The organism is Sagittula sp. MA-2 (assembly GCF_030126985.1).
Lineage (GTDB): Bacteria > Pseudomonadota > Alphaproteobacteria > Rhodobacterales > Rhodobacteraceae > Sagittula.
Genome location: NZ_CP126151.1, coordinates 133,309 through 155,198 on the forward strand (window position 1 = coordinate 133,309; position 21,890 = coordinate 155,198).

Annotated in this window: 22 protein-coding genes and 2 pseudogenes; 5 read left to right on the forward strand and 19 right to left on the reverse strand. The window is 62.6% G+C overall.

Features of this window, described 5'->3' with window-relative positions:
- The first annotated feature begins 2 nt into the window (after window positions 1-2).
- Window positions 3-1,250: a cytochrome P450 gene (locus QNI11_RS27020; RefSeq protein WP_047998166.1), complete on the forward strand. Its 1,248-nt coding sequence runs from the start codon at window positions 3-5 to the stop codon at window positions 1,248-1,250.
- On the opposite strand, the gene QNI11_RS27025 is transcribed toward QNI11_RS27020, so the two are convergent.
- The 7 genes and pseudogenes from QNI11_RS27025 to QNI11_RS27055 all read right to left on the reverse strand — a co-directional run bounded on the left by QNI11_RS27025 (window position 1,234) and on the right by QNI11_RS27055 (window position 5,523).
- On the reverse strand, window positions 1,234-1,893 hold the full coding sequence (locus tag QNI11_RS27025; RefSeq protein WP_082379096.1) for a cation diffusion facilitator family transporter: 660 nt from the start codon (window positions 1,891-1,893) through the stop codon (window positions 1,234-1,236). The two genes, QNI11_RS27020 and QNI11_RS27025, sit on opposite strands and share 17 nt — an antisense overlap.
- Window positions 1,894-2,005: 112 nt before the next feature.
- Window positions 2,006-2,610: pseudogene (locus tag QNI11_RS27030) on the reverse strand (class I SAM-dependent methyltransferase).
- 4 nt (window positions 2,611-2,614) lie between these two features.
- Window positions 2,615-3,316 (reverse strand): cytochrome c biogenesis CcdA family protein, encoded by a 702-nt coding sequence (locus QNI11_RS27035; RefSeq protein WP_369796074.1) that lies wholly within the window; start codon window positions 3,314-3,316, stop codon window positions 2,615-2,617.
- Window positions 3,317-3,431: 115 nt separating this feature from the next.
- Window positions 3,432-3,953, reverse strand: a complete 522-nt coding sequence (locus tag QNI11_RS27040) for a TlpA disulfide reductase family protein (protein ID WP_035746432.1) — start codon at window positions 3,951-3,953, stop codon at window positions 3,432-3,434.
- Window positions 3,950-4,477 carry a DsbE family thiol:disulfide interchange protein gene (locus QNI11_RS27045; protein ID WP_035746431.1) on the reverse strand — a complete coding sequence of 176 codons (528 nt, stop codon included), beginning with the start codon at window positions 4,475-4,477 and terminating at the stop codon, window positions 3,950-3,952. The genes QNI11_RS27040 and QNI11_RS27045 overlap by 4 nt, the downstream gene beginning before the upstream one ends.
- Window positions 4,478-4,814: 337 nt before the next feature.
- Window positions 4,815-5,069 carry a hypothetical protein gene (locus tag QNI11_RS27050; protein WP_053079201.1) on the reverse strand — a complete coding sequence of 85 codons (255 nt, stop codon included), beginning with the start codon at window positions 5,067-5,069 and terminating at the stop codon, window positions 4,815-4,817.
- A 322-nt stretch (window positions 5,070-5,391) separates the two neighbouring features.
- Window positions 5,392-5,523 (reverse strand): transposase, encoded by a 132-nt coding sequence (locus QNI11_RS27055; RefSeq protein WP_165617170.1) that lies wholly within the window; start codon window positions 5,521-5,523, stop codon window positions 5,392-5,394.
- Between the two features lie 397 nt (window positions 5,524-5,920).
- Here QNI11_RS27055 and QNI11_RS27060 point away from each other — a divergent pair, with 397 nt between their 5' ends.
- A complete protein-coding gene (locus QNI11_RS27060; RefSeq protein WP_082135451.1) occupies window positions 5,921-6,421 on the forward strand; it encodes a MarR family winged helix-turn-helix transcriptional regulator in 501 nt (166 codons plus the stop codon).
- A 567-nt stretch (window positions 6,422-6,988) separates the two neighbouring features.
- On the opposite strand, the gene QNI11_RS27065 is transcribed toward QNI11_RS27060, so the two are convergent.
- The 6 genes and pseudogenes from QNI11_RS27065 to QNI11_RS27090 all read right to left on the reverse strand — a co-directional run.
- On the reverse strand, window positions 6,989-8,110 hold the full coding sequence (locus QNI11_RS27065; RefSeq protein WP_165617171.1) for a CaiB/BaiF CoA-transferase family protein: 1,122 nt from the start codon (window positions 8,108-8,110) through the stop codon (window positions 6,989-6,991).
- Between the two features lie 2 nt (window positions 8,111-8,112).
- Window positions 8,113-8,925 (reverse strand): citryl-CoA lyase, encoded by an 813-nt coding sequence (locus QNI11_RS27070; RefSeq protein WP_283984053.1) that lies wholly within the window; start codon window positions 8,923-8,925, stop codon window positions 8,113-8,115.
- Window positions 8,926-9,270: 345 nt separating this feature from the next.
- Window positions 9,271-9,762, reverse strand: coding sequence for a MaoC/PaaZ C-terminal domain-containing protein (locus QNI11_RS27075; RefSeq protein ID WP_009504610.1), 492 nt, complete (start codon window positions 9,760-9,762; stop codon window positions 9,271-9,273).
- The gene (locus QNI11_RS27080) at window positions 9,759-11,282 is read right to left on the reverse strand and encodes a class I adenylate-forming enzyme family protein (RefSeq protein WP_089962671.1); all 1,524 of its coding nucleotides are present in this window, start codon (window positions 11,280-11,282) and stop codon (window positions 9,759-9,761) included. Before QNI11_RS27080 ends, QNI11_RS27075 begins: the two co-directional genes overlap by 4 nt.
- A gap of 10 nt (window positions 11,283-11,292) precedes the next feature.
- Entirely contained in the window at window positions 11,293-12,090 is a 798-nt protein-coding gene (locus QNI11_RS27085; protein ID WP_283984054.1) for an acyl-CoA dehydrogenase family protein, read from the reverse strand.
- Window positions 12,083-12,685: pseudogene (locus tag QNI11_RS27090) on the reverse strand (SDR family NAD(P)-dependent oxidoreductase); the annotation flags it as partial. The pseudogene QNI11_RS27090 and the gene QNI11_RS27085, both read right to left, overlap by 8 nt.
- A 91-nt stretch (window positions 12,686-12,776) precedes the next feature.
- On the opposite strand from QNI11_RS27090, the gene QNI11_RS27095 reads away from it, so the two are divergent.
- On the forward strand, window positions 12,777-14,147 hold the full coding sequence (locus tag QNI11_RS27095) for a TetR/AcrR family transcriptional regulator (RefSeq protein WP_223866014.1): 1,371 nt from the start codon (window positions 12,777-12,779) through the stop codon (window positions 14,145-14,147).
- 18 nt (window positions 14,148-14,165) lie between these two features.
- Here QNI11_RS27095 and QNI11_RS27100 read toward each other — a convergent pair whose 3' ends face one another.
- Genes QNI11_RS27100 through QNI11_RS27125 form a run of 6 tightly spaced genes read right to left on the reverse strand, consistent with a single transcriptional unit; the run spans window position 14,166 to window position 19,150 of the window.
- Window positions 14,166-14,567, reverse strand: coding sequence for a PaaI family thioesterase (locus QNI11_RS27100; RefSeq protein WP_034451657.1), 402 nt, complete (start codon window positions 14,565-14,567; stop codon window positions 14,166-14,168).
- Window positions 14,567-15,049 (reverse strand): PaaI family thioesterase, encoded by a 483-nt coding sequence (locus QNI11_RS27105; protein ID WP_034451659.1) that lies wholly within the window; start codon window positions 15,047-15,049, stop codon window positions 14,567-14,569. The genes QNI11_RS27100 and QNI11_RS27105 overlap by 1 nt, the downstream gene beginning before the upstream one ends.
- 12 nt (window positions 15,050-15,061) lie before the next feature.
- Window positions 15,062-15,865, reverse strand: a complete 804-nt coding sequence (locus tag QNI11_RS27110; protein ID WP_089962653.1) for an enoyl-CoA hydratase-related protein — start codon at window positions 15,863-15,865, stop codon at window positions 15,062-15,064.
- Window positions 15,858-16,712, reverse strand: coding sequence for an SDR family NAD(P)-dependent oxidoreductase (locus QNI11_RS27115; protein ID WP_034451661.1), 855 nt, complete (start codon window positions 16,710-16,712; stop codon window positions 15,858-15,860). Before QNI11_RS27115 ends, QNI11_RS27110 begins: the two co-directional genes overlap by 8 nt.
- Before the next feature lie 10 nt (window positions 16,713-16,722).
- Complete coding sequence (locus tag QNI11_RS27120; RefSeq protein ID WP_009503111.1) at window positions 16,723-17,922, reverse strand: acyl-CoA dehydrogenase family protein; 1,200 nt, start codon at window positions 17,920-17,922, stop codon at window positions 16,723-16,725.
- A 13-nt stretch (window positions 17,923-17,935) separates the two neighbouring features.
- On the reverse strand, window positions 17,936-19,150 hold the full coding sequence (locus tag QNI11_RS27125; protein WP_009503112.1) for an acyl-CoA dehydrogenase family protein: 1,215 nt from the start codon (window positions 19,148-19,150) through the stop codon (window positions 17,936-17,938).
- Between the two features lie 131 nt (window positions 19,151-19,281).
- Here QNI11_RS27125 and QNI11_RS27130 point away from each other — a divergent pair, with 131 nt between their 5' ends.
- Entirely contained in the window at window positions 19,282-20,067 is a 786-nt protein-coding gene (locus QNI11_RS27130) for an enoyl-CoA hydratase-related protein (protein WP_089962655.1), read from the forward strand.
- Window positions 20,068-20,088: 21 nt separating this feature from the next.
- Window positions 20,089-21,888, forward strand: coding sequence for an acyclic terpene utilization AtuA family protein (locus QNI11_RS27135; protein ID WP_089962656.1), 1,800 nt, complete (start codon window positions 20,089-20,091; stop codon window positions 21,886-21,888).
- Window positions 21,889-21,890 lie beyond the last annotated feature (2 nt).

Below are 21,890 nucleotides of genomic sequence, written 5' to 3' on the forward strand. Positions count from 1 at the left end.
CGATGTCCAGCATTCCATCCGCAAAGGGCATCGACAGCACGCTTGCCCTGCTGCGCAACCCATATGAGTTCATTCCGGACACATGCCGCGATCTTGAGGGCGACCTGTTCGAGACCCGCATCCTCTTTCAAAAGACGATCTGCATGACTGGTGCCGCAGCTGCGGAGGTCTTCTATTCCGAGGATGGGCTCGTGCGCGCAGGCTCGATGCCGAAGCGTATCCAGAGAACCCTGCTCGGCGAAAAGGGCATCCAGGGGCTCGATGGCGAGGCCCACCGTCATCGGAAGCGGATGTTTATGTCACTCATGGCGTCGGAGCGGATCGAAGCTCTCGAAAACACGACGCGGGACCTGTTGGACCGCTACGCACGGGACTGGCAAGCGGCGGAGAAGGTCGTTCTCTACGACGAAGTGCGCGAAATCCTCACCAGAGCTGCCTGCGCCTGGTCGGGCGTGCCGCTTCCCGAAGCGGAGGTCGAGACGCGGACGGCGCAGATGACGGCGCTCTTCCAAGACGCCGGGGCGGTCGGCTGGAAGCACTGGGGTGCGCGTCTGGCGCGGCATCGCGCAGAGCGTTGGACAGCCGGGATTATTGAACGGCTGCGCGACGGAAGCCTTCAGACAGGACAGGAAAGCGCCGCCCATGTCGTCGCGACGTGGCGCGATCTGAATGGGGAGCTGCTGACCTCCAAGGTTGCCGCCGTGGAGCTTCTGAACGTAGTACGCCCGATCGTCGCCGTCTCTGCGTTCATCGCCCAGGCGGCGCATGCCCTGCATCGGCATCCCGAGTGGCGGCAAAAGCTGAAGGACGACGAGGGACAGCTCGAACCTTTCGTGCAAGAGGTCCGCCGTCTGTATCCGTTCTTTCCCGCGGTCGCGGCACGGGTGAAGAGTGATTTCGAGTGGCGCGGATATCGCTTTTCCAAAGGGTACAGGGTTCTGCTCGACCTCTACGGCACAAATACCGACGCTCGCTCGTGGGACGCGCCGCAAGAGTTCCGGCCCGAGCGGTTTCACGATCGGGAGGTCACCCCCTACGACTTCATTCCGCAGGGCGGTGGTGATCACCACAGGAACCACCGTTGTCCGGGCGAGTGGATCGCGATCAGCCAGATGAAGGCGTTTTGCAGTTTCTTCGTGAACGCCATCGACTACGAAGTGCCAGATCAGGATCTGGATCTGGAAACCGAAGAACTGCCGCCCATGCCTAAATCCCGGTTCATCATGCGCAACGTCAGGCGTCGGCAGTAGCGTCGGCCTCCTCCGGCTCGACCGACCGCGCATCCTTGGTGGCCTCAAACGCTTCCCACGCAACGTAGGGCACGATCAGAAGCGCCGCGACCGGGTCGGCCCACCACCAGCCCATCCATTGCGTCAGACCGATCCCGGCCAACACCACGATTGTCTGATACTGGCAGATCATGGTGTCCTTGGCATCGTACTTCAGGGCGGGCGCATCGAGCCGTTTGCCATAGCGATACTTGCCCCAGGCGAGGAACGGGTTGACCACGAGCGAAGCACCCAGAATCGCGATACCCCACCAGTTGAAGCCCGGCGCCTTCTGCGAAATGAAGGCGGAGACCGCCTCGTAGAGGATCGCCGCGACGACGATCCAGAAGGCACAGGCAACCACGTAGAGCGCGACCTTCTTGCGGTGCAGGACCGTGCGCTTGCCGGCACCGTCCTTCTCCCCCTTCAAGCGCCAGATCAGCGTCGCGGCTGAGGTGGCTTCGACCGTGCTGTCGAGACCCCAGCTTACCAGTGCCGCGCTGCCGGTCAGAAGTCCCACGGTGACGGATACGACGACCTCGATGATGTTGTAGACGAGGCTGGCGATCTCGACGCGGATGCCGCGCGTCAGATTGGCCTGCCGGTTATCTTTCTGACTACTCATAATACCTCATAATGCGGAGCCTGCAGCAAAAGTTCGAGGCGGGAATTGATTGCCTTGCCATTAGTGTTGCGCCACGAATCGAAAGCCGATGTTGTTCTTTTTCCAAGCTTCCTTAGTAGAGGCGAGCTTGCCCCTCATACATGAATACGAATGGCCTCGGAAGCCGGTGTCGAGCCGCTCGATCCGAAACCCGCTCTTCTCGACAAGGGCGTTCGTCGGGCGGTCAAGGTGACAGTTCCCGGCGCAACGCTTCCAGGCAGGCGTGAGCCAGCGCTGCCAGCGCCGGACACGGGCTTCCGGCGCCAAACCATGCTCGACGAAGCGGAAGATGCCGTCCGGCTTGAGAACGCGCCGGATCTCGGCGAGCGCCTTCTCCGGCTCCGACACGCTGCAGAGCGCCCAGGTGGCGACGACGCAGTCGACGCTGCGATCCTCCAGCGGCAATGCTTCGGCCACGCCCTCGATCATCTCGGCCGCGGGCATCAGGCCATGGGAGGTTTGCGCGGCCCGAGAGAGGAGTTCGGGCGACGGGTCAACACCGATGATCTGACGCACGGCCTCGGGGTAGAGCGCAAGGTTCAGGCCCGAGCCGATCCCGATCTCCAGCACACGTCCATGCAGCCCGGAGGCGGCGCGGCGCCGGTAGGGAAGAAGTTGATCCTGGCCCATCGCCAGATGCGTCAGCCGAGGGAGGATATGTTTCTCGTACAGTCGCATCTGTTCACCCGATCCGCGCAAGGACAGGGAAGGTGTCCAGCAGCCAGTAGGCCAGTGCGCTCAACCGCCCGGTCATCATCGCCAAACCCATCAGGATCATGACGCCGCCCGCAGCCTGATGCAGGCGGCGACCCCAACGACCGATGCCGCGCAGCCTCCCGGCAATACTGTCGGTGAACCCCGCGACGACCAGAAACGGGATCCCAAGGCCGGCCGAGTAGAAGGCAAGCAATGCGACGCCCTCGCCAATCGTCGCGCTTGTCGCGCTGGCGGTTAGGATGGCGCCGAGGATCGGCCCGATGCACGGTGTCCAGCCGAAACCGAAGGCGAGTCCGAGCACGTAGGAGGCGACCGGTTGCCCGCCCGGCAGGTCGAGATGAAAACGCAGGTCGCGCTCCATGGCCGACAGGCGCGCTGCCCCGATCATGAACAGACCGAACAGGATCACGATCGCGCCGCCGACGAGGTTGAGTTCGTAGCGCCACTGCAGCAGCGCCTGACCGAGCGCGGTGGCAGAGGCCCCAAGCGCGATAAATATCGTGGAGAAGCCAAGGACGAAACAGAAGCTGAGCCAGACGGCCCGCCCCTTCGAAGGCGCTGCACTGCCGGTGACCGTACGTCCGGCAACGTAGGATACGTAGCCGGGCACGAGCGGCAGCACGCAGGGCGACAGAAAGGAAACGGCACCGGCCAGCAATGCCGCCATTAGTCCAAGAGCGGAAAGTTCAATCAAATCCACATCTCCAAACTGATCGGTAGACCGCCACCACGTGTGCGCACGGAGCGGAACGGCTGGCGCGGTCGTCGTGCTTTTCCATGTCCTATTGCTTACGTTCGTCAATAAGAGCGCTTATCTGCGCAACGGCTTCGGGGCTGTTCCATTCGGCCGGGCCTGCGAGGCGCCCGCGCTCGCGCCCAATGCGGTCGATCAGAATCGTTGTCGGCAGGCCCACCACGGCCAAGGCCAGCATCGCGCGCGTATCCTCCGCGATATAGAGATCGAGGTTGCGAATGCCGGTCTCTCGGTAGAAGCGGCGCACAGGTTCGAGACCGGCCCGATCGATCGACAGCGGCAGAACATGAAAATCCGATCCGCCGAGGCGCGCTTGCAGCGCGTCGAGCGTCGGCATCTCCTCGCGACAAGGCGGGCACCAGGTCGCCCAAATGTTCAGAAGCACGACACGTCCCTCGAAGTCCGCCAGCGTCAGATTCCGTCCATCTCCATCCACGAAAGGCGGCGACAGGAGATCACGCGGAGTCCCGTGATTAGGGATCGGTGGTCGGGCGGAGGCAGGGCTTGCCGCAAGCGCCAAGACTCCGGCAAGGACGTCACGTCGCCTCACGGGTCGCTCTCAGCCTGCAACCGGCGCACGACCGGCAGAATGTCCTCCTCAAGCGAGGCCTGATCAAAGGGGCCGACATGCTTGTATGCAATGCGCCCCTCGGCGTCGATTATGTATGTTTCCGGCACTCCATAGACGCCCCAGTCTATCGCAACGCGGCCTGATCGGTCCGCGCCGATGCGGGTGAAGGGATCGCCGAGCTCTTCGAGGAAACCCAGCGCCTCCTCGGCATCGTCCTTGTAGTTGATACCGTAGATCGGAACGGTGCCCGCTTCGGCAAGATCGACGAGAAGCGGGTTCTCCGTGCGGCAGGGGACGCACCACGACGCCCAGACGTTGACGAGAGAAACCTGGTCTAGCAGGTTCGCCGAGGCTAGGCCGTCCTGCCGCCCTTCGATGGGCGGGAGCGCGAATTCCGGGATTGGTCTTCCGATCAGCGTCGAGGGCAACCGGTCGTCGTTGTTCCAGAGGCCCCAGTAGAAGACTACGCCCAGCAACCCAAACAGAAGAATAGGCAAAATCATGAGCGGCCGTCCGCTCCGGCGCCGCTGTTCTTGGTTATCCTTCGAACTCATAGCCTGCCATCAATGCTTGGAAGGAATAAGGTATCAGCAACCGCTGATATGAAGCAAACCGTCGCCGATCACAATGCCGAACGATGTCGGCTGTGCCGAACCGCCCTCATGAACCGCGTCAGTGCCGGTGAAATTCCCGAAAGCGTCCGCGTGGGATGGCGTCGGTGGGCAAAGGCGAAGTCACGCCTTTGGCGCCAGTTTTGCAACATATGTAACCGCCCCAAGCGCAAGAGGTATCTTCAGATCTGATTTTGGCGCGTTGTCGGATGCTGACATAAGACCGGTCTCATGATGCGGCCATCAACATGCCGCGGGCCCGTATGGTGTGCGAAGGTCGGGTCCAGATCAACACCGCGTGCTCACAGGCACTCTGTTGCAGGCTGGTTCTCCCGATGCCGCCGCGCTGTCGCTGAGACCTGCCGATGTCCCCCACGGCTTTCTCGACCACCCTGATCTTGTCGGCATCGCTCCAGTGCCGACGACGCGGCGCATCCTCGGTGGACAGGATCTCGATCCGGGGTGTGAACGTAAGGTCGACCATAACGTCGGACTTATCATCGCCTCCAACGCCCCGTCAGACGGCCCCCGCCGGAGGGATACGCTTAAACGAGCACTTGGGGCGGCACGAAACTGCGACAGGTCCATGTAGCCTCGCAGCTGCCTGTGCTTTCGCTTCACACTGACGTGGTTCTTCTCGCCGTAGTGGCGCTTGCCGTGCTTCTTCTTCCGGCGATCGTCAGGGTCCGTCCGCCCGGCCCTCGGGTTCCCTGCCGTTCTCGTCTCGCATGTTGAGGTTGTACGACGGCCGCGCCGAGGATCTGTCCTGCCCGCGTGCGAAAGCGTATAGCGGTAAATTATTACCGCTATATCATTCGGCACCGGCCCACGAGATCGAGGCCAAAGAAGCGTATGAACAACAGCCGCTCGCGCAGTTGATACTTGATCTGGTTGCCGGACAGGGTGTAGACCGTGTTCAGCACGAGCGTCTTGAACATCAGCAACCGCATCCATCGACGCGCGACTCGCTTTCCGCACCCGGTTTGCGGTGGCCCTGCTCAAGCGCCAGGCGAAACTCCTCTGACCGCACGAGCGCGTCGATCAGCGGATCTGTCGTGGCATCGAGAGTCGCGCAGCGTTTTCAAAGATCGAAGAACCCCATCTGCGCCATCGCTTCATGCGCTGTACCGGTTTACCGCTTTATTGATGTCGCAGCGTCAAGAACAAGGTAATTTTTCGAGGTGACCTGTAGTAACACCCAGATCGTTGCGCTATTCTTCCCATCAAGTCACGTTTTCTGAAGTCGCCGAACATGTGTATTGCAGAATTGACCGCGACTTCAGGACGCTTGTGATTCAATAACGTCACCTTGGAATCTTATATGGCACCGTTAGCATGAACGAAGCAACACACAGCGAAATTGATATACACACTTTGCGAAGCCACCCCGGGCACTTGATCCGTCGTAGCTATCAGATATTCCTTTCAATGTTTGAGGCAGTCGGAAAGGACGTCGACCTTTCTCCGGTGCGCTGGATTCTCATCGCGACAATTCGCTTGCGTCCCGGCCTCTCGATGGCCGAGGTCTCCTTTATGACGGGCGTGGACAAAGCTTCAACGGGTCGCACTATACGCAATCTTGAAGGCTCTGGCCTGATCCGCGTTGTGCGCAGTGCGCACGACAAACGCGAGCGGCGGGTGTATACCACCACCAAAGGCGATAAACTGGTTCATGCGTTCTATCCGCGCATAAAGATTCTGCATGATGATATTATGGCAGCATTCGAACCGGAAGAGGCCAAGGAATTTGTTCGATTGCTCGGAAAATTCATCGAAGTTAACGATCACAGAAGCCGTGCCGCCCTTTCTGACAATCTGAGCGTTGGCCCTCTGTGAACGGCAGTGACAGTCTCGCCCTTGGGAATGGCGGGATGACCTGACTCCGGACGGACTAAAAACCGTCCACTTTCGCCTTTTCGGTCTCATGCCCCATGATTGCCACCGGCAACCGGGCACTCCCGCCGCTTCGAGATGTCATGATCCCGCGTTACCCCTGAACGCCGCGACAATCGCGTGTGCCGTTCCCATTTGGGAATGTGATCCGACCTGTGCGCGCATTTCGCTTGCAACGCAGACCGGCGGCGGAGTCCGCGCAAACTGCGAACCGATCCGCCATTTTTTCTGCTGCTATGGGCATTCGCGCAACGGGCGGATCATCAGGGCCGGGTTCTCGGGCTGACGGGGCTGCGCAGCGGCGATCCGACATGAATTTGCGAGTGCGCCAGCCGAGGCGGTCCGCCCGCCGCGCCTGGGGCAGCAGGCAACCCCGAAGGCCGACGTACCCGGTTCTTGCATCATTTCGACGGCGGACAACCCTGCGCCGCTCGACCGGGGTGCCATCTCGGTGTCAGGACCTCCGCCGCACGGTTCCTGTCAGTCGTTCCGGTCGAATTGCAGAGGCGCTCAGTCGGCTTCTTCGGCTTGGCCCAGTATTTCGGTTTGATGCTCGCCCACCGCCGGGACTTGGCCGGCCGGCTCGCTTATCCCCGCCATCGGCACCGGAAAGGCCATCACCTGCGCCGCACCGGCGGCGCGTACCATTCCGCGCGCCTTGAGATGCGGGTCTTGGGCCAGATCCTCCAGTCGGTTGACCGGGGCAAAGGGGACGTCCTCGGCCTCGAAAACCCGTGCCCAATGCGCATAGGGACGCGCGGCGATCAGCGGGGTCAGGGCGGCGCGGATGTCATCCGTGCGATCTGTGCGTGCGGCGAAGTCGTCAAGCGCCGGATCGTCGAACCCCGTCATCCCGGTTGCGCGGATGAGGCGGCGGAAGAAATGCGTTTCGATCGCGCCGATGGTGATGTATTTGCCGTCGGCCGTCCCGAAGATGCCATAGGCGGCCCGGCGCAGAATGTCGGCCTTGGTGATTTCGCGCCCGGCCTGGCGTCCGGCATCCCATACGCCGTAGCGCGGGGCGATCCAACTGGCCAGCGCGTCGGTGATCGCCACGTCGAGGTACTGGCCCCGCCCGGTGGCGTCGCGTCCGCGCAGCGCGGCCAGGATGGTGATGATGGCATACATCGCTGCCGACAGATCTCCGATCGGCACGCCCGTCGTGTATTCTGGCGGTCCGTCGGGCGCGCCCGAGATCGCCACCGCGCCCGCCATCGCCGCGTAGTTCAGATCATGCCCCGGCCAGTCCCGCGCTGGCCCGGTCTGACCATATCCGCTGACCGAGCAGTAGACGAGGCCGGGATTGAGCGTTGAAAGCGTCTGGTAGTCGATCCCGAGCCGCGCGGTCACACCCGGGCGATAGCCCTCGATCACCACGTCCGCCCGCTTGGCCAGCCGCAGGAAAGCCGCGCGGTCCGCGTCGTCCTTCAGGTTCAGCACGATGCTTTTCTTGCCGCGGTTCACCGCCGCGAAGAGACCGGGGAACATGACGCGCGCGGCGTCGCCCGCGGGGCGCTCGACCTTGATGACCTCGGCCCCCATCTCGGCCAGTTGTTGCGTGGCATAGGGACCGGGCAGAAGCTCGGTCAGATCCAGGACACGAAGCCCTGAAAGCGGTGCAGTGCCGGTCATTTTCATTGTTCCTTTCTGTCTCCGCGGGCCGGGTCGGCGATGCCAGCGCATTCCGCCGAATCGTCCTGCTCCAGGATCATGTCCCAGATCTTCTGACCCTGCGGGTTGTCGAGTTCTTCCATAAGATGCGCCAGAAGCCCGGCCGAGCGTCCGATCAGCGCGAAGGCCCGCGCCCAGATGGGGGAAAGCCCCATGTCCGACACGGTGGCCCCGACCGCGCCGGCGGCGTTGATCGGCAGCAGGCGACCATATTCCTCACGCGCGGCGGACTCGACGGCCGTCATGAACCGCCAGTGCCGCCCGTCGAACCCGTTCTCGCCCGCGATGCGCCGCAGGACCGGCGTGCGGGGGTCACCCGCCACATGGATCGGATGGCCGATGCCCGGCAGGACGCGCCGCGCCGCGCGAAAGGTGCGCACCACCTCGCGCGCGTGGGCGGCATAGGCGGCCTCGTCGTCGTTGTCGGTCAGCCCGCCGATCTCGTCGCGGGTAAAGGCGGCGGCGTTCTGCATTGTGCCGAGAAAATGGTTTCCCGCCCCCAGCAAGCCGGCGGCCACAGCGCCCTGAAGCGATTCCGGCGCGCCGAGAATGGTCATCCGCGCGGCAATTGCGCTGGGGGTAAGGCCGTGGTCGGTGGCGGTGACGATGATCGCGTTGGTCATCGCGCGGGTGCGGGCGTCGGGTTCCGTTCCGGTGGCGGTGAAATAGATCATGTCGATGAAATCCATCTTGCCGAGGACGTCATCCGCCAGGTCGCGCCCGCGCACGAAGATACGGTCGCGGGTGGTGAAGCCTATCTTCGTCTTGACCGTCATTGCCTTGCCCTTCCTTGTGTTTCGGTGGCCGCACGCGGAATCATTGCGCCCAGCCCCATGGTGCCCGCCGGACCGGCGCGCGCCGGAGTGAGGTCCATCGCCGCGATGGTGGCCAACGCATCGGTGGGACGCCTCGGCATGGCCGCATCGACGGGGCAAATCGACGCTCGGACCCGAAACCTCCTCGGGCCCGGGATTGAACGGGAAGACGTCTCTGTCGCAGTCGCAATGCGCGGCGCGATTTTGCAGCCCGCACCGCAGGGCCGGTCGCCGAGGCCGGGAATCGCCACGATCCGCCGTGCAGGAACCCGCGCAGGACTGGGGAAACCGCCCGCTCCCATTCGTTCAGGCACCTTGCGGTGCCCGCCGCACGAGCAGTTTCCAGATCCCTTCCACCACGGTTTCGCCGCGCTGGTTGATGACCTCGCGCCGGAACGACAGGATGCCGCGTTCGGGTTTCGACGTCTCGCGTTTCTCGGTCACGGTGACGCGCACGCCGATCGTGTCGCCGATGAAGGTGGGTTTCGGGAATCTGCACTGCATGTCCAGAAGCCCCAGAAGCGAAGGTTCGAGAAAATTGTTCATCAACATCCGCGTGGTCAGCCCGGACATCACCGACACCACCAGAAGCCCGTGCGCGATGCGCTGGCCGTAGGCCGATCCGGCGGCGTACTCGGCATCGACATGCAGCCGGTTGAAATCGCCGGAAAGGCAGGCAAATCCCGTCACATCGGCCTCGGTTATGGTACGGGTGGGGCTGTCGAACGCGTCTCCCTCGCTGAGATCCTCCCAGTAGAGCTGCTGGCCCGTCAGGGCTGAAAGGTCGGGGCGGGTCATCGGCTTTCCTCCTCCTGGGGCAGCGCCAGCACCGCCTCCTTGAGATCGGCCTTGAGAACGCGGCCGGTCAGGTTGCGCGGCACCGCTGTCATGAACACCACGCGGCGCGGGCGCTTGTAGCGGTCCAGCCGGGCCTCGGCATGGGCGATCACATCGGCCGCTGTCAGCCCGGCGCCCGGCGCGGGCACGATCACCGCGCAGATCGCCTCGGTCCAGCGCGGATCGGGCAGGCCGATGCAATGCGCCTCGGCAATCGCCGGGTGACCGGCCAGCGCCTCCTCGATCTCGGGGGCGTAGACGTTGATGCCGCCGCTCTTGATGATGTCGCGCTTGCGGCCAGTGAACCAGAGCAGCCCCTCGGCGTCGATCCGGCCCAGATCGCCCACGGTCAGATAATCGCCGCGCCGGGTTTCGGCGGTCAGCGTCTCGTCCTTGTAATACCCGTCATAGCGGCTCTCGCTGCGGGTGCAGATCTCGCCGACCTCGCCCTGCGGCACCTCGGTGCCATCGTCGTCCAAAAGCTTGAGTTCGACCCCGAAGAACGGCCGTCCGACGCAATTGCCCGTAAAGTTGCGGCGCAGATCCCGCGCCGTGAGGTTGGCGTAGGGCCCCGCTTCGCTGGAGGCGGCATAGATCATCAGCGCGTCGCCGAACTTGTCCAGCGCCGCGCGCTTGAGGTCGGGATACATCTCGCCGCCGCCCGATTGCAGCGTGCGCAGCGACGACAGGTCGGCGTTCGCGAACCCCTCGACCTCGACCATCCGTTGAAGCATGGCCGGCAGCAACATGGTGGCGGTCAGCCGTTCGTCCTGGATCAGGCGCAGCGCGGCGACCCCGTCAAACCGGCGCATCAGGTAAACGCTGGCGCCCAGGTAAAGCGGCAGCAGCGTGTAGGTGCAGCCAGCCGACAGGCAGATCGGCAGCGCCGAAAGCGCCCGATCGTCGGGGCGGAAGCGTTGCTCGATGGCGCGTTCCTCCATGCCGAACAGGCTGCGCAGCGCACCCTTGGGCTTGCCGGTGGTCCCCGAGGTGTGCAGCATGATCGTGGTGCCATCCTGTCCTTGCGGCGGATCGGGCGGGGTGTCTGCCAGAAGGTCCGACAGCCGTGGCAGCCCTTGCGCACCCTCCGCCACATCGCCCAGGGCGATGATGTCGCTCACCACGGTCCGGAACAGATCGGCATGGTCCAGCGCCGCGTCGCCCAGCAGCAGCGTCTTGCTGTCCGAGCGGGCGACCACATCGGCCATGACCTCGGGCGCGATGCGATAGTTGATCGGCGCGGGGATCGCGCCCAACCCGGTCACCGCCACATAGGCGGCAAGGAAATCGGGATGGTTCTCCGAGATCACCGCGACCTTGTCGCCCGGCCCGGTGCCGCGTCGCGCCAGCACCGTCATCATCCGTTCCACCCGGTCGAGGAGCTCCGTATAGGTCTGGCCGTGCCCCTCGAACACCACCGCCGGTTTCGTCGGAAACCGCCGTGCATTCAGCCTGAGGGCATGGAGAAAGGTCATCGGCATGGCCGCCTCCTCAGGTAAAGGCCGAGATCCCGAGAACCTCGCGCCCTATGATCAATGTCTGGATTTCCGACGTGCCCTCGGGGATCAGCCCGCCGCGCGTGTCGCGGAACAACCGCTCGACCGGGTAGTCGGTGGAATATCCCAGCCCGCCGTGCGCCTGCAGCGCCATCGAGGCCACCTCATGCGCCGCCTCGCTGGCATAAAGCTTGGCGATCGAGCATTCCTTGCGCCCGGGCAGCCCCGCATCAAGCGCCAGCGCAGCCCGGTCAGTCAGGGCGCGCGCCGCTTCGGTGCGGATGGTCATGTCGACGATCAGCTTCTGCACCAGCTGATAGCGTCCGATCACGTTGCCGAACTGCTTGCGCGTCTTGACGTAATCGGTGGACAGGTCCAGCGACCGCTGCGCCGCGCCCACCGCGCCCGCCGCCACGTTGAGCCGACCGTAGTTCAGCCCGGTGAGGATCGCCTTCAGCCCCTTGCCCGCCGGACCCAGCAGGTTTTCCTTGGGCACCCTTGCGTCGCGAAAGGCCAGCTGCGATGTCGCCGTGGCCTTGATGAACATCGTGCCCACCCGCGAGGCTTCGAAATCGGTCTCCTCAGGGTCCACGATGAACAGGCTCAGATCGCCATCGCAGCCGGTGGTGAAGGTGCGCGCAACCAGGATGCCGACCCGGCCGTGAACGCCGTTTGTCGTCCACAGCTTGCCGCCGTTGATCTGCCAGTGGTCGCCCTTGTCCTCGGCACGGGTCTGCACCGAGGCGACGTCGGAGCCGTGGTCGGGTTCGGTGATCCCTACCCAGACCGGCATCGCCCTGGGCGACCTGGGCAAACAACGGCGTATCGGTCGGCCCGGGGGCGACAGCGTTCAATTGAATGCCCTTGCGCGCAAGTTCCCGCGCCACGGTTTTGGTGAACGAGATGATGCCGCCCTTGCAGGCCGAATAAACCGCTTCGCCCGATGACCCGACGCGACCGGCGTCCGAGGCGATGTTGACCACCCGGCCGCCGCCGTTCTGAACCATGCCCGGAAGCACCGCGTGATGCATGTTCAACGGTCCGTAAAGGTTGATGTCGATGACTTTTTTCCAGATTTCGGCATCGGTATCGAGGAACGGCTTGATCACGTCCCAGCCGGCGTTGTTCACAAGCACGTCGATCGGACCATTGGCCGAGAACTCGGCGACAGCCTTGTCGACCTGGGCGCGGTCGGTGATGTCCACCTTGAAGGCCTGTGCCTTGCCGCCCGCCTCGGTGATCAGGCGAACGGTGTCCTTCGCTCCGTCTTCGTTCATGTCAAAGATTGCGACCTCGGCGCCTTCCAGACCGAACCGTTCGCAAACCGCACGCCCGATGCCGCTGCCGCCGCCCGTTACAATCACGCGTTTTCCACTCAACCCTCGCATATGGAGATCCTCCTCTTCCGCTATCATTTTGGCAAAGAACTTGATTCGACGCCGCTCATCGCATATTCTAACACTTGTTAGGTTTATTGCAATGGACAGGCTTGCCGCTGACAAGTATCGAAAATTCATGATGAGACAATCTGATACCATCAAGCATACCGACGATGACTTGAGCAAGTCAGAGAGGACCCGCAGCGGTATCCTCGCTGCGGCCGCCCGCCTTTTCCGGCATGAGGGCTATTATGCGACGACGATGCGCGACATCGCGCAGGAATCCGGCATCGAAGCAGGAAGCATTTATTACCATTTCCAATCCAAGGAACAGATACTCAGCGAAGTTCTGGATCTTGGTGTTCGGCAAATGTACGAGAGGGTCTGCGAGATTGTCCGCCCGACGAAGGACAATCCGAAGGATTTCCGTGAGACCTTTGCCCTGCTTATCGAAACGCATCTGACCTATCTGCTGACCGAAAGCGATTTTACATCGGCCAATATCCGTAACTATCCGATGTTGTCGGATGAGGCGCGCGCGCCGCATCGCGAACTGCGGGCATCCTACGCAGGCGTCTGGACCAGTTTTCTGAGCGAGGCGAAACGCGCCGGCGACCTGCGAAGCGACATTTCGGTAACTGTGATCCGCCAGTTCATTCTGAGCGCCATGAACTGGACCGTGGAATGGTACGATGTGGACCGGTATCCGGTGAGCATTCTCGCGGAACGGATGAGCAAGCTGATCCTCGACGGCATGTGTTCGCGGCGCATCGTCGACACGAAAGGGCTGAAGCCAGACCGCTCCTTTTCGACCGATATCCCTGAATCCATCAACAAGGCCGCGAAAACCCGCGCAGAGATCCTGAGAGCCGCCGCGCGCATGCTGAGAGACAACGGGTACAAGGCGACCACGCTGAGGCAGATCGCTGAAGAAGCCGATATGAAGGCGGGCAGCGTCTATTACCATTTCAAGTCCAAAGAAGCGATCGTGGACGAGGTCTTGCACGCCGGGTTGAACGACCTGCTATTGGGTGTCAACGCCGCAGCCCAGGAATTTCAGGCCCCATATGATCATCACGCAAGGATCGCGACGGCAATCTGGGCGCATCTGGACTATCTGTTCAAGGCAAGCGAATTCACGTCCGCGAACATCAGAAGCTACGGGATGCTGCCCAATCACTTCAGAAAGAGACACGGGGGCATCCGTCATCAGTACGGAAAACTCTGGGACAGGATTCTGCGCGAAGCGCAGGGGGACGATGCCATAAGATCGGATATCAAGATTGTTCCGTTGCGTCAGGTCATGTTGGGTGCCTTGAACTGGACGGTCGAGTGGTTTGATCCGAACAAGGCGGACGTCGAAGGGTATCTTTCCCTGCCCGAATTCTCTGGCATGCTTATCAAGCTGCTTCTCGAAGGGATTTGCGACAGGCGAGATACCGCCTGCGCAGAACCAAACGAGGCTTGCTGATCGCAGCCGCCATCGCGATCAAACCAGGAGGAAGTGATACAGCCCTTCCGCCACTGGTTTATCTCGGGACGTCTGCCAGGAAATCGCACTGACACTCGCGATCCGCTTCCCCTTGCGCGTTACATGTGCGCTGGCATACAGCGGCCCCTTGGTGGCCGGCCTTAGATAATCCACGGTAAGATTGATCGGCTTGGCGGGAACGTCCGAAAATTCGGGATGGACCGCGATGGCCGACGTGGCCTCCATGAAACTTGCGATTATACCGCCGTGGTAAAGCTCCAGGACCGGGTTTCCGATATGACGGGAGGCAAAGGTCATCTCTGCATCGGCATGAAGGCTGTCAAGCCTCTGGACCTCGAAGTCGAGAAACCGGAAAAACGGCACCTTGGATACGTTGGCGTTGACGGTTTGCAGGTCCATTACGAGGCTTTTCCTTCTGTCGTTGCGCCAAACAGGCCGGTCTCACCGCGCGTCAGTGCAAACGAGGCGGTTCCACGGGCAATTTCCGCGTCTTCATGCCCATCGAACCAGATGCTGCCGGCATCAAATGCAATGTGGCGGGTCTGTCGAAAGCAATGCGCGCGCACGATGACATCCGCGCGCGAATAGGCGGGGCGCAGGTAATCGACCCGCAGATCCAGCGTCGCCATGGTGCTGACGCCATCAATCGCCACAAAGTTCGCAAGCCCGAAAACACTGTCCAGAAGGGCGGTCAGAATGCCGCCATGAAGCAGGGTTTGGTCCTTGTCGACGCAGAAGTCAGGATTGAACGGCATCCGGACCCGAACGCCTGCGCTTGATACCTCTTCGATATCAAGCGCCATGTGGGTAATCAGACCACTGCCACGCGCATTCCACATCTGCGCGATCCGCTCCATTTTCTGTTTGGTGACTTCTGGCATGCATTCTTTTCCTCAGCGCCCCGTGAAGTGGGGTTTTCGTTTCTCGATAAACGCGGCGATCGCCTCGTGGTGGTCTTCGGTCTGATGCATAAGGGCCTGATAGGCCGCAGCGGAATTCAGGAAATCCGGCAGATCCATCCGTTCGGCATTGCGCATCAGGCGCTTGGCGACGCGTACCGCGCGCGGTGGTTTCGCGGCGATCATGGCGGCCCGTTCGCGCGCCCGTTCCATCAGCGCGTCATGCGGCACAACCTCTAGCACCATGCCAAGTTCCAGCGCCTCTTTTGCCTCGACCATGCGGCCCGAGAATGTCAGATCGGCCGCTTTCTGATGGCCAAGGCGGCGCAACATGAACCAACTGCCCGCATCGCCGGGGATGATGCCCAGGTTCAGGAACACCTCGCCGAACTTCGCCTTCTCGGATGCGACGCGCATGTCGCACATCATGGTCAGATCGCATCCCGCGCCAACCGCCGCGCCATTGACCGCCGCGATCGTCGGGATGTCGAGGTTGTAAAGCGCAAGCGGCAGGCGCTGCACACCGTCGACATAGCTTTGCGCCGCCGTCAACGGTTCCTTGCGAAAGACGCTGTCGGGATCGTTCATTTCCTTGATGTCGCCGCCGGCACAGAACGCCGTACCTGCGCCGGTCAGAATCATGACGCTGACTTGCGGGTCCGCCTGCACCTTGGCAAATGTGTCCAGAAGCGAGGCGATCATGTCGTTGCCGGTGATCGGGTTGCGGCGTTCCGGATCGTTCAGCGTAACCGTGGCGATGCGATCGGAGATATCCAGAAGGACATGTGGCTCACTCATTTTTACCGTCTCCGCGTTCGCGTTTGTCGAACATGTCGGGATTGATCATGTCACGGGCATCGTGGCCCATATGCAGGGTTTCCCCGCCGTCTACATAGATGTCTTCGCCGGTTATGAAATTTCCCAGATCGGATGCAAGGAAAATAATCGTGCCGGCGATGTCTTCGGCCAGGCCCATCCGGTTCAGGACAGAGCGGTTCAGTTCTTTCCACCGTTCCGGGGGAATGGGATAGCGGCCAAGCGCCTCGGTCTTGATCGTTCCCGGCGCGACGCAGTTCAGACGGATGCCGTATTCGCCCCATTCGGCGGCCAGCGTTTTCATCATCCCGGTCACCCCCGCCCGCGCGGCAACGGTGTGGACAAAGCCGGTCAGCGCCGTCCGCGCCGAAATGGCGGTGACGAAGACGACCGAACCACCGTTATCATACATGAAATGATCCGCGGCCGCGCGGGTCATCTGCCATGATCCGATCAGGTTGTTGCGGATCACCGCCTCGAAGCCCTTGTTGGTGATGTCACGCGCAGCGGCGATATACTGGCCGCCCGCATTGTTCACCAGAACGTCAAGCTGCCCGTAATGGTCCTTGATGCGGCCCATCGCGGCTTCGATGCTGTCCTCGTCGCGGGTGTCGCCGGGCACGACGAACGCCTCGCCCCCAGCCGCGCGGATCATTTCGGCGGTTTCTTCCAACGGCTCTTCGCGGCGCGCGAACAGTGCCAGCCTGGCCCCGCAAGACGCCATTTCAAGCGCCGTCGCCCGACCCATTCCCGAACCGGATCCGGTCACAAGGGCAACCTGGCCCGCCATTAGATCCGGAGCATAACGCGATGTTCTTTTCTCGCTCATGGTTTCCCCCTCAGTTTTTCAGAAGTTCGCCGGAGATGATCAGCTTGCGCACCTCCTGAGTGCCCGCACCAACCTCAAGCACACGCCCGGTCCGGTAAAGCCGGTTCACTTCCGTGTCACGCATGTACCCCGACCCGCCGTGGATCTGGACGGCCTTGTCCAGCACGAACGAGGTTACCTCGGCGGCCTTGAAAATCGCCGCCGCCGTGAGCTTGTGAATTTCGCCGCGCCCGCCTTCGCCCTCTTCCAGGCCCTCGCACATGGCGACGGTTTTCAGGGACAGGCTGCGCGCCGCCTCGATCCGCGTGTACATGTCGGCCAGCATCGCCTGCACCATCTGGAAGCTGGCGATCGGCTTGCCGAACTGCTGGCGCGTCTTGGCGTAATCGACGGAGATATCCAGCGCGCGCTGCGCAATGCCAAGCGCGTTGAAGCAGACGATAGCCCGTTCAAGGTCGAGCCCCGACATCGTGACCGCCACGCCGCCGTCCAGCTTGCCGACCATGTTCTTGGCGGGCACGCGGCAATCCTCGAACACCAGTTCGCCGGTTGGCGAGCCGCGGAACCCCATCTTGTTGAGCTTCTGCGCCACCTTGAAACCGGGCGTGTCGGTTTCCACGATGAACGCGGAAATGCCCTTGGCGCCCTTTTCCGGCGAGGTCTTGGCATAGGCCAGCACCAGATTGGCAATCGGCCCGTTGGTGATATAGATCTTGGTGCCGTTCAGGATGTAATCGTCGCCATCCTTTTTCGCCGTTGTCCGCATCGAGCCAAGCGCATCCGACCCGGCGCCGGGTTCGGTCAGGCCCAGTGCGCCGACCAGCGTGCCGTTGCACAGGCCGGGCAGATATTTGCGGCGCAGATCGTCATTGGCGTTGCGGTAGATGTTGTTGACGCACAGGTTGTCGTGGGCCACATGCGTCAGCCCGATGGCCGCCGACGCGCGCGACAGTTCTTCGGTGATGATGCAGGCCGACGTGAAATCCAGCCCGGCACCGCCAAATTCCGGCGGCACGTTCAGCCCCAGATACCCCATCTTGCCCAGCGTGGGAAAGACCGAGGCGGGCAGATCATCGGTGTCGTCCATTTCCGCGTTCAGATGGTGAAATTCGGACATGAAAAACTTGCCGGCCTGATCGGCCAGCGCCTGCTGTTCGTCCGTCATGAAATGTGTCGGAAGGTCGATGTCGTTGCGCAGTTGCTTGTTCATGGTCTTGCCCCCCTCAGGCGCGCAGCAGTTCTTCGGCGATGATGATCTTGCGCACCTCGCTGGTGCCCGCGCCGATCTCCAACAGCTTGTTTGCGCGGAACAGCCGGTTGATTTCGGTGTCCTGCATGTAGCCGGAGCCGCCGTGGATGTGGCAGGCCTCGGTGACGGCCTTGTTGAACGCCTCGCCCGCGTAAAGGCAGGCAGCCGCGGTCAGCTTGTGAATCTCGCCGCGACCACCGGCCCCCTTGGGCAGGCCGACACAGGCGGCCAGCGCGCGATAGCTGAAGGCGCGGGCGGTTTCGACCTCGGTATAGATCTCGGCCAGTTTCGACTGCACCATCTGGAAACTTGCGATCGGCTTGCCGAATTGTTCGCGGATCTTGGCGTATTCCAGACCCAGTTCCAGCGCGCGGTCGGCCATGCCCACGCAGACCGAGGCGACCATCGCCCGTTCCAGATCCAGCCCGCTCATCACCACCGAAACGCCGCTGTTTTCAGCGCCCATCATGGCCGAGGCCGGCACCCGGCAATCCTCGAATACCAGTTCCCCGGTCGGCGAGCCGCGAAAGCCCATCTTGTCGAGCTTTTGCGCCACTTTGAAACCGGGATTGTCGGTTTCGATGATAAAGGCCGAAATGCCCTTGGCGCCCTTGGATTTGTCGGTCTTGGCATAGAGCAGGACCACATCGGCGATCGGCCCGTTGGTGATGTAGATCTTCGAGCCGTTGATGACATAGTCATCGCCGTCGCGAACCGCCGTGGTCGCCATGGACCCAAGCGCATCCGAGCCCGCGCCGGGCTCTGTCAACCCCAATGCGCCGACAAGATCGCCGGAACACAGGCCCGGCACATATTTCTTGACCTGTTCCTCGGACCCGTTGCGCAGCAGGTTGTTCAGGCACAGGTTGTCATGTGCCCCGTGCGACAGCCCCACGGCCGGATTCCATTTCGAGATGACTTCGGACACCAGCGCCTGGGTGAATTCGTTCTGCCCAGATCCGCCCAGTTCCTCGGGCGCGGTGATGCCCAAAAGGCCCAGCTCTCCCATCTGTTTGAACAGATCGTCAGGCCACCATTCCTCCTCATCCATACGCGCCTGAAGCGGGTGCAGCACCTCGCGCGACACCCGATCTACATGATCGACGATCTGGCGCTGCTCATCGGTCAGCGAATAGTTCGCCTTGATGGCTTCCAGTTCAGCGATGGCCGGTCCGTCCTTGCTGGACATCTCTTTTCCTCCCGAAGAATGTCTTGTGCAGTGTTGACCAAAATCAAACACATGTTAGAAATTAGATCAAGGCATGCTTTCGGCGACCCGAGGTTGCAAGCAAGGCGCTAACAGAAGGGGAGGGTTCGGAAATGGTCGAGAACGTCGTCCGTTCGGAGGCCCGAGGGCACGAAATACGCATTACAATTTGCCGTCCGGACCAGCGCAATGCCCTGAATCGCGACGTGGCAGAGGGAATCGTCGCCGCGCTCCAGGTGGCCGAGGCGGACGCAGATTGCCGGGTGATCGTGGTGACCGGCGAGGGCGAGCGCGCTTTCTGTGCCGGCGGCGACCTCAAGGCGGGGGCCGACGGCGGCCCGTTCGTTCAGGATCCGGCGGATCCGGGGCATTTTGCCGGCAGGTTGTTCGAAGCTCTTCACGCCTGTCGGAAACCGACCATCGCGCGCATCAACGGTGTGGCCGTTGGCGGGGGCGCGGGCATCATCTGTGCCTGCGATCTGGCGGTGATGGCGGATCACGCCAAAATCGGCACGCCCGAGGTAAAGGTGGGGCTGTTTCCCATGACCATCGTTCCGCCGATGATGCGCGTGTTGCCACGGCGCAGGCTGATGGAGATGTTCATCACCGGCATCCCCCTGACGGCCGAGGAATCGCTGCGCCATGACCTGGTCAACTATGTGACAGACAGCGCCGGCCTTGATGACAAGGTCTCCGAACTGGTCGCGCAAATAGCCGCGCAATCGCCGACCGCGATCCGGTTGGGGAAATACGCCTGCCACGCGATGGATGACATGACCTATCCGCAGCAGATGCGATTTGCGGAAACGCTGTTGCCGCGAATGGCACAGACCGAAGACGCGCGCGAGGGCTTCGACGCCTTCACTGCCAAACGCAAGCCGGAATGGACGGGCCGCTGAAACAGCGGGGAGGAGAAGACTATGTCGGATCGAAAGCTGCGCATCGGATGCGCGTCCGGTTTCTGGGGGGACACGCCCGAGGCCGTCGGCCAGCTGGTTTCCAGCGGCGATATTGACTACCTGGTGTTCGACTATCTGGCCGAGGTGACGATGTCTCTGATGGCCCGCGCCCGCGCCAAGACGCCGGAGGCGGGCTTTGCGCCGGACTTCGTCAAGGCGCTGGTGCCGTGGTTGCCTGAGATCAAGGCCAGGGGGATCAAGGTGGTGGCCAATGCCGGTGGGGTGAACCCCCGCGGCTGCCGCGATGCGCTTGCCAGGGCGGCGGAAGAGGCTGGGATCGACCTGTCCGTCGGTGTCGTTCTGGGCGACGATCTGATGGACCGCGCGGACGAGATCCGCGACCGTGGCGTGACCGAAATGTTCTCTGGCGCGGATTTCCCCGACGATATCTGGAGCATGAATGCCTATCTGGGCGCCCGCCCCATCGCCACCGCTCTGGACGGCGGCGCCGAGATCGTGATCACCGGGCGCTGCGCCGACAGCGCGGTGGCGCTTGGCCCGCTGATGCATGAATTCGGCTGGGGCGATGACGATTGGGACAAGCTCAGCCAGGGCTCGCTGGCGGGTCATCTGATCGAATGCGGACCGCAAGGGACGGGCGGCAACTTCACCGATTGGCAGGACGTGCCGGGCTGGGACAACATGGGCATGCCCATCGTCGAGATCTCGCCGGACGGCAGTTTTGTCATGACCAAGACGCCCGATACCGGCGGACTGGTTGTGCCGGGCTCGGTCGGCGAACAGATGCTTTACGAAATCGGCGATCCGCGGGCCTATCTGCTTCCGGACGTGATCTGCGACTGGTCCGGCGTCACGCTGGAACAGGTCGGCCCGGACCGCGTGCTGGTCAAGGGCGGCAAGGGCCTGGGGCGCACCGACAGCTACAAGGTGTCGGCCACCCATGCCGACGGCTGGCGCGCGGTCACCACGCTGACGCTGGCTGCCATCGACGCGCCAGCCAAGGCCGAGCGCGTCGCGGATGCGATCCTGACCCGCTGCCGCCGGATTTTCCGCGACAGGAACCTCGGCGACTTTCGGCAGGTCAGCGTCGAGGTTCTGGGGGCCGAGGCCGCCTATGGCGCCAACGCCCGCGCCCGAACCCGCGAAGTGGTGCTCAAGATCGGTGCGGCGCATGACGACCGGCGCGCGCTGAACATCTTTGCCGGGGAAATCGCACCGATGGCCATTTCCACCGCGCAGGGCCTGACCGGATTTTTTGCCGGGCGGCCGAAGGTGCAGCCGGTGGTCCGCCTTTTCTCGTTCCTGCAAGACAAGTCCGACACGCCCGTTGCGGTCGAGGTCGACGGCAAGGATGTGCCGGTCATCGTGGCCACCACGCCTGTGCAACTCGATCCGCCCGCCGTACCGCACGCAGACAGCCGCGACGCCGGCGCAGATGCGGTCAAGGTGCGGCTGGTCGATCTGGCCTGGGGCCGCTCCGGCGATAAGGGCGACATCGCCAATATCGGCATTCTGGCGCGCAAGCCCGAATATCTGCCCTATATCCGGTCGGCCCTGACCGAAGACGCGGTGAAAGACTATTTCGCCCATCTGTGCGACGGCCCGGTCGAACGCTTCGATCTACCCGGAAGCCATGCGCTGAACTTCCTGCTGCATGAATCGCTGGGCGGCGGCGGCATTGCCTCGGTCCGCATCGACCCGCAGGGCAAGGGGTTCGCGCAGATGCTGCTCGACATCGAAATTCCCGTACCGGCCGATCTGGCTGTGCAAAACGGGCTGCACCCCGCCAAGAGTGCGTGAAA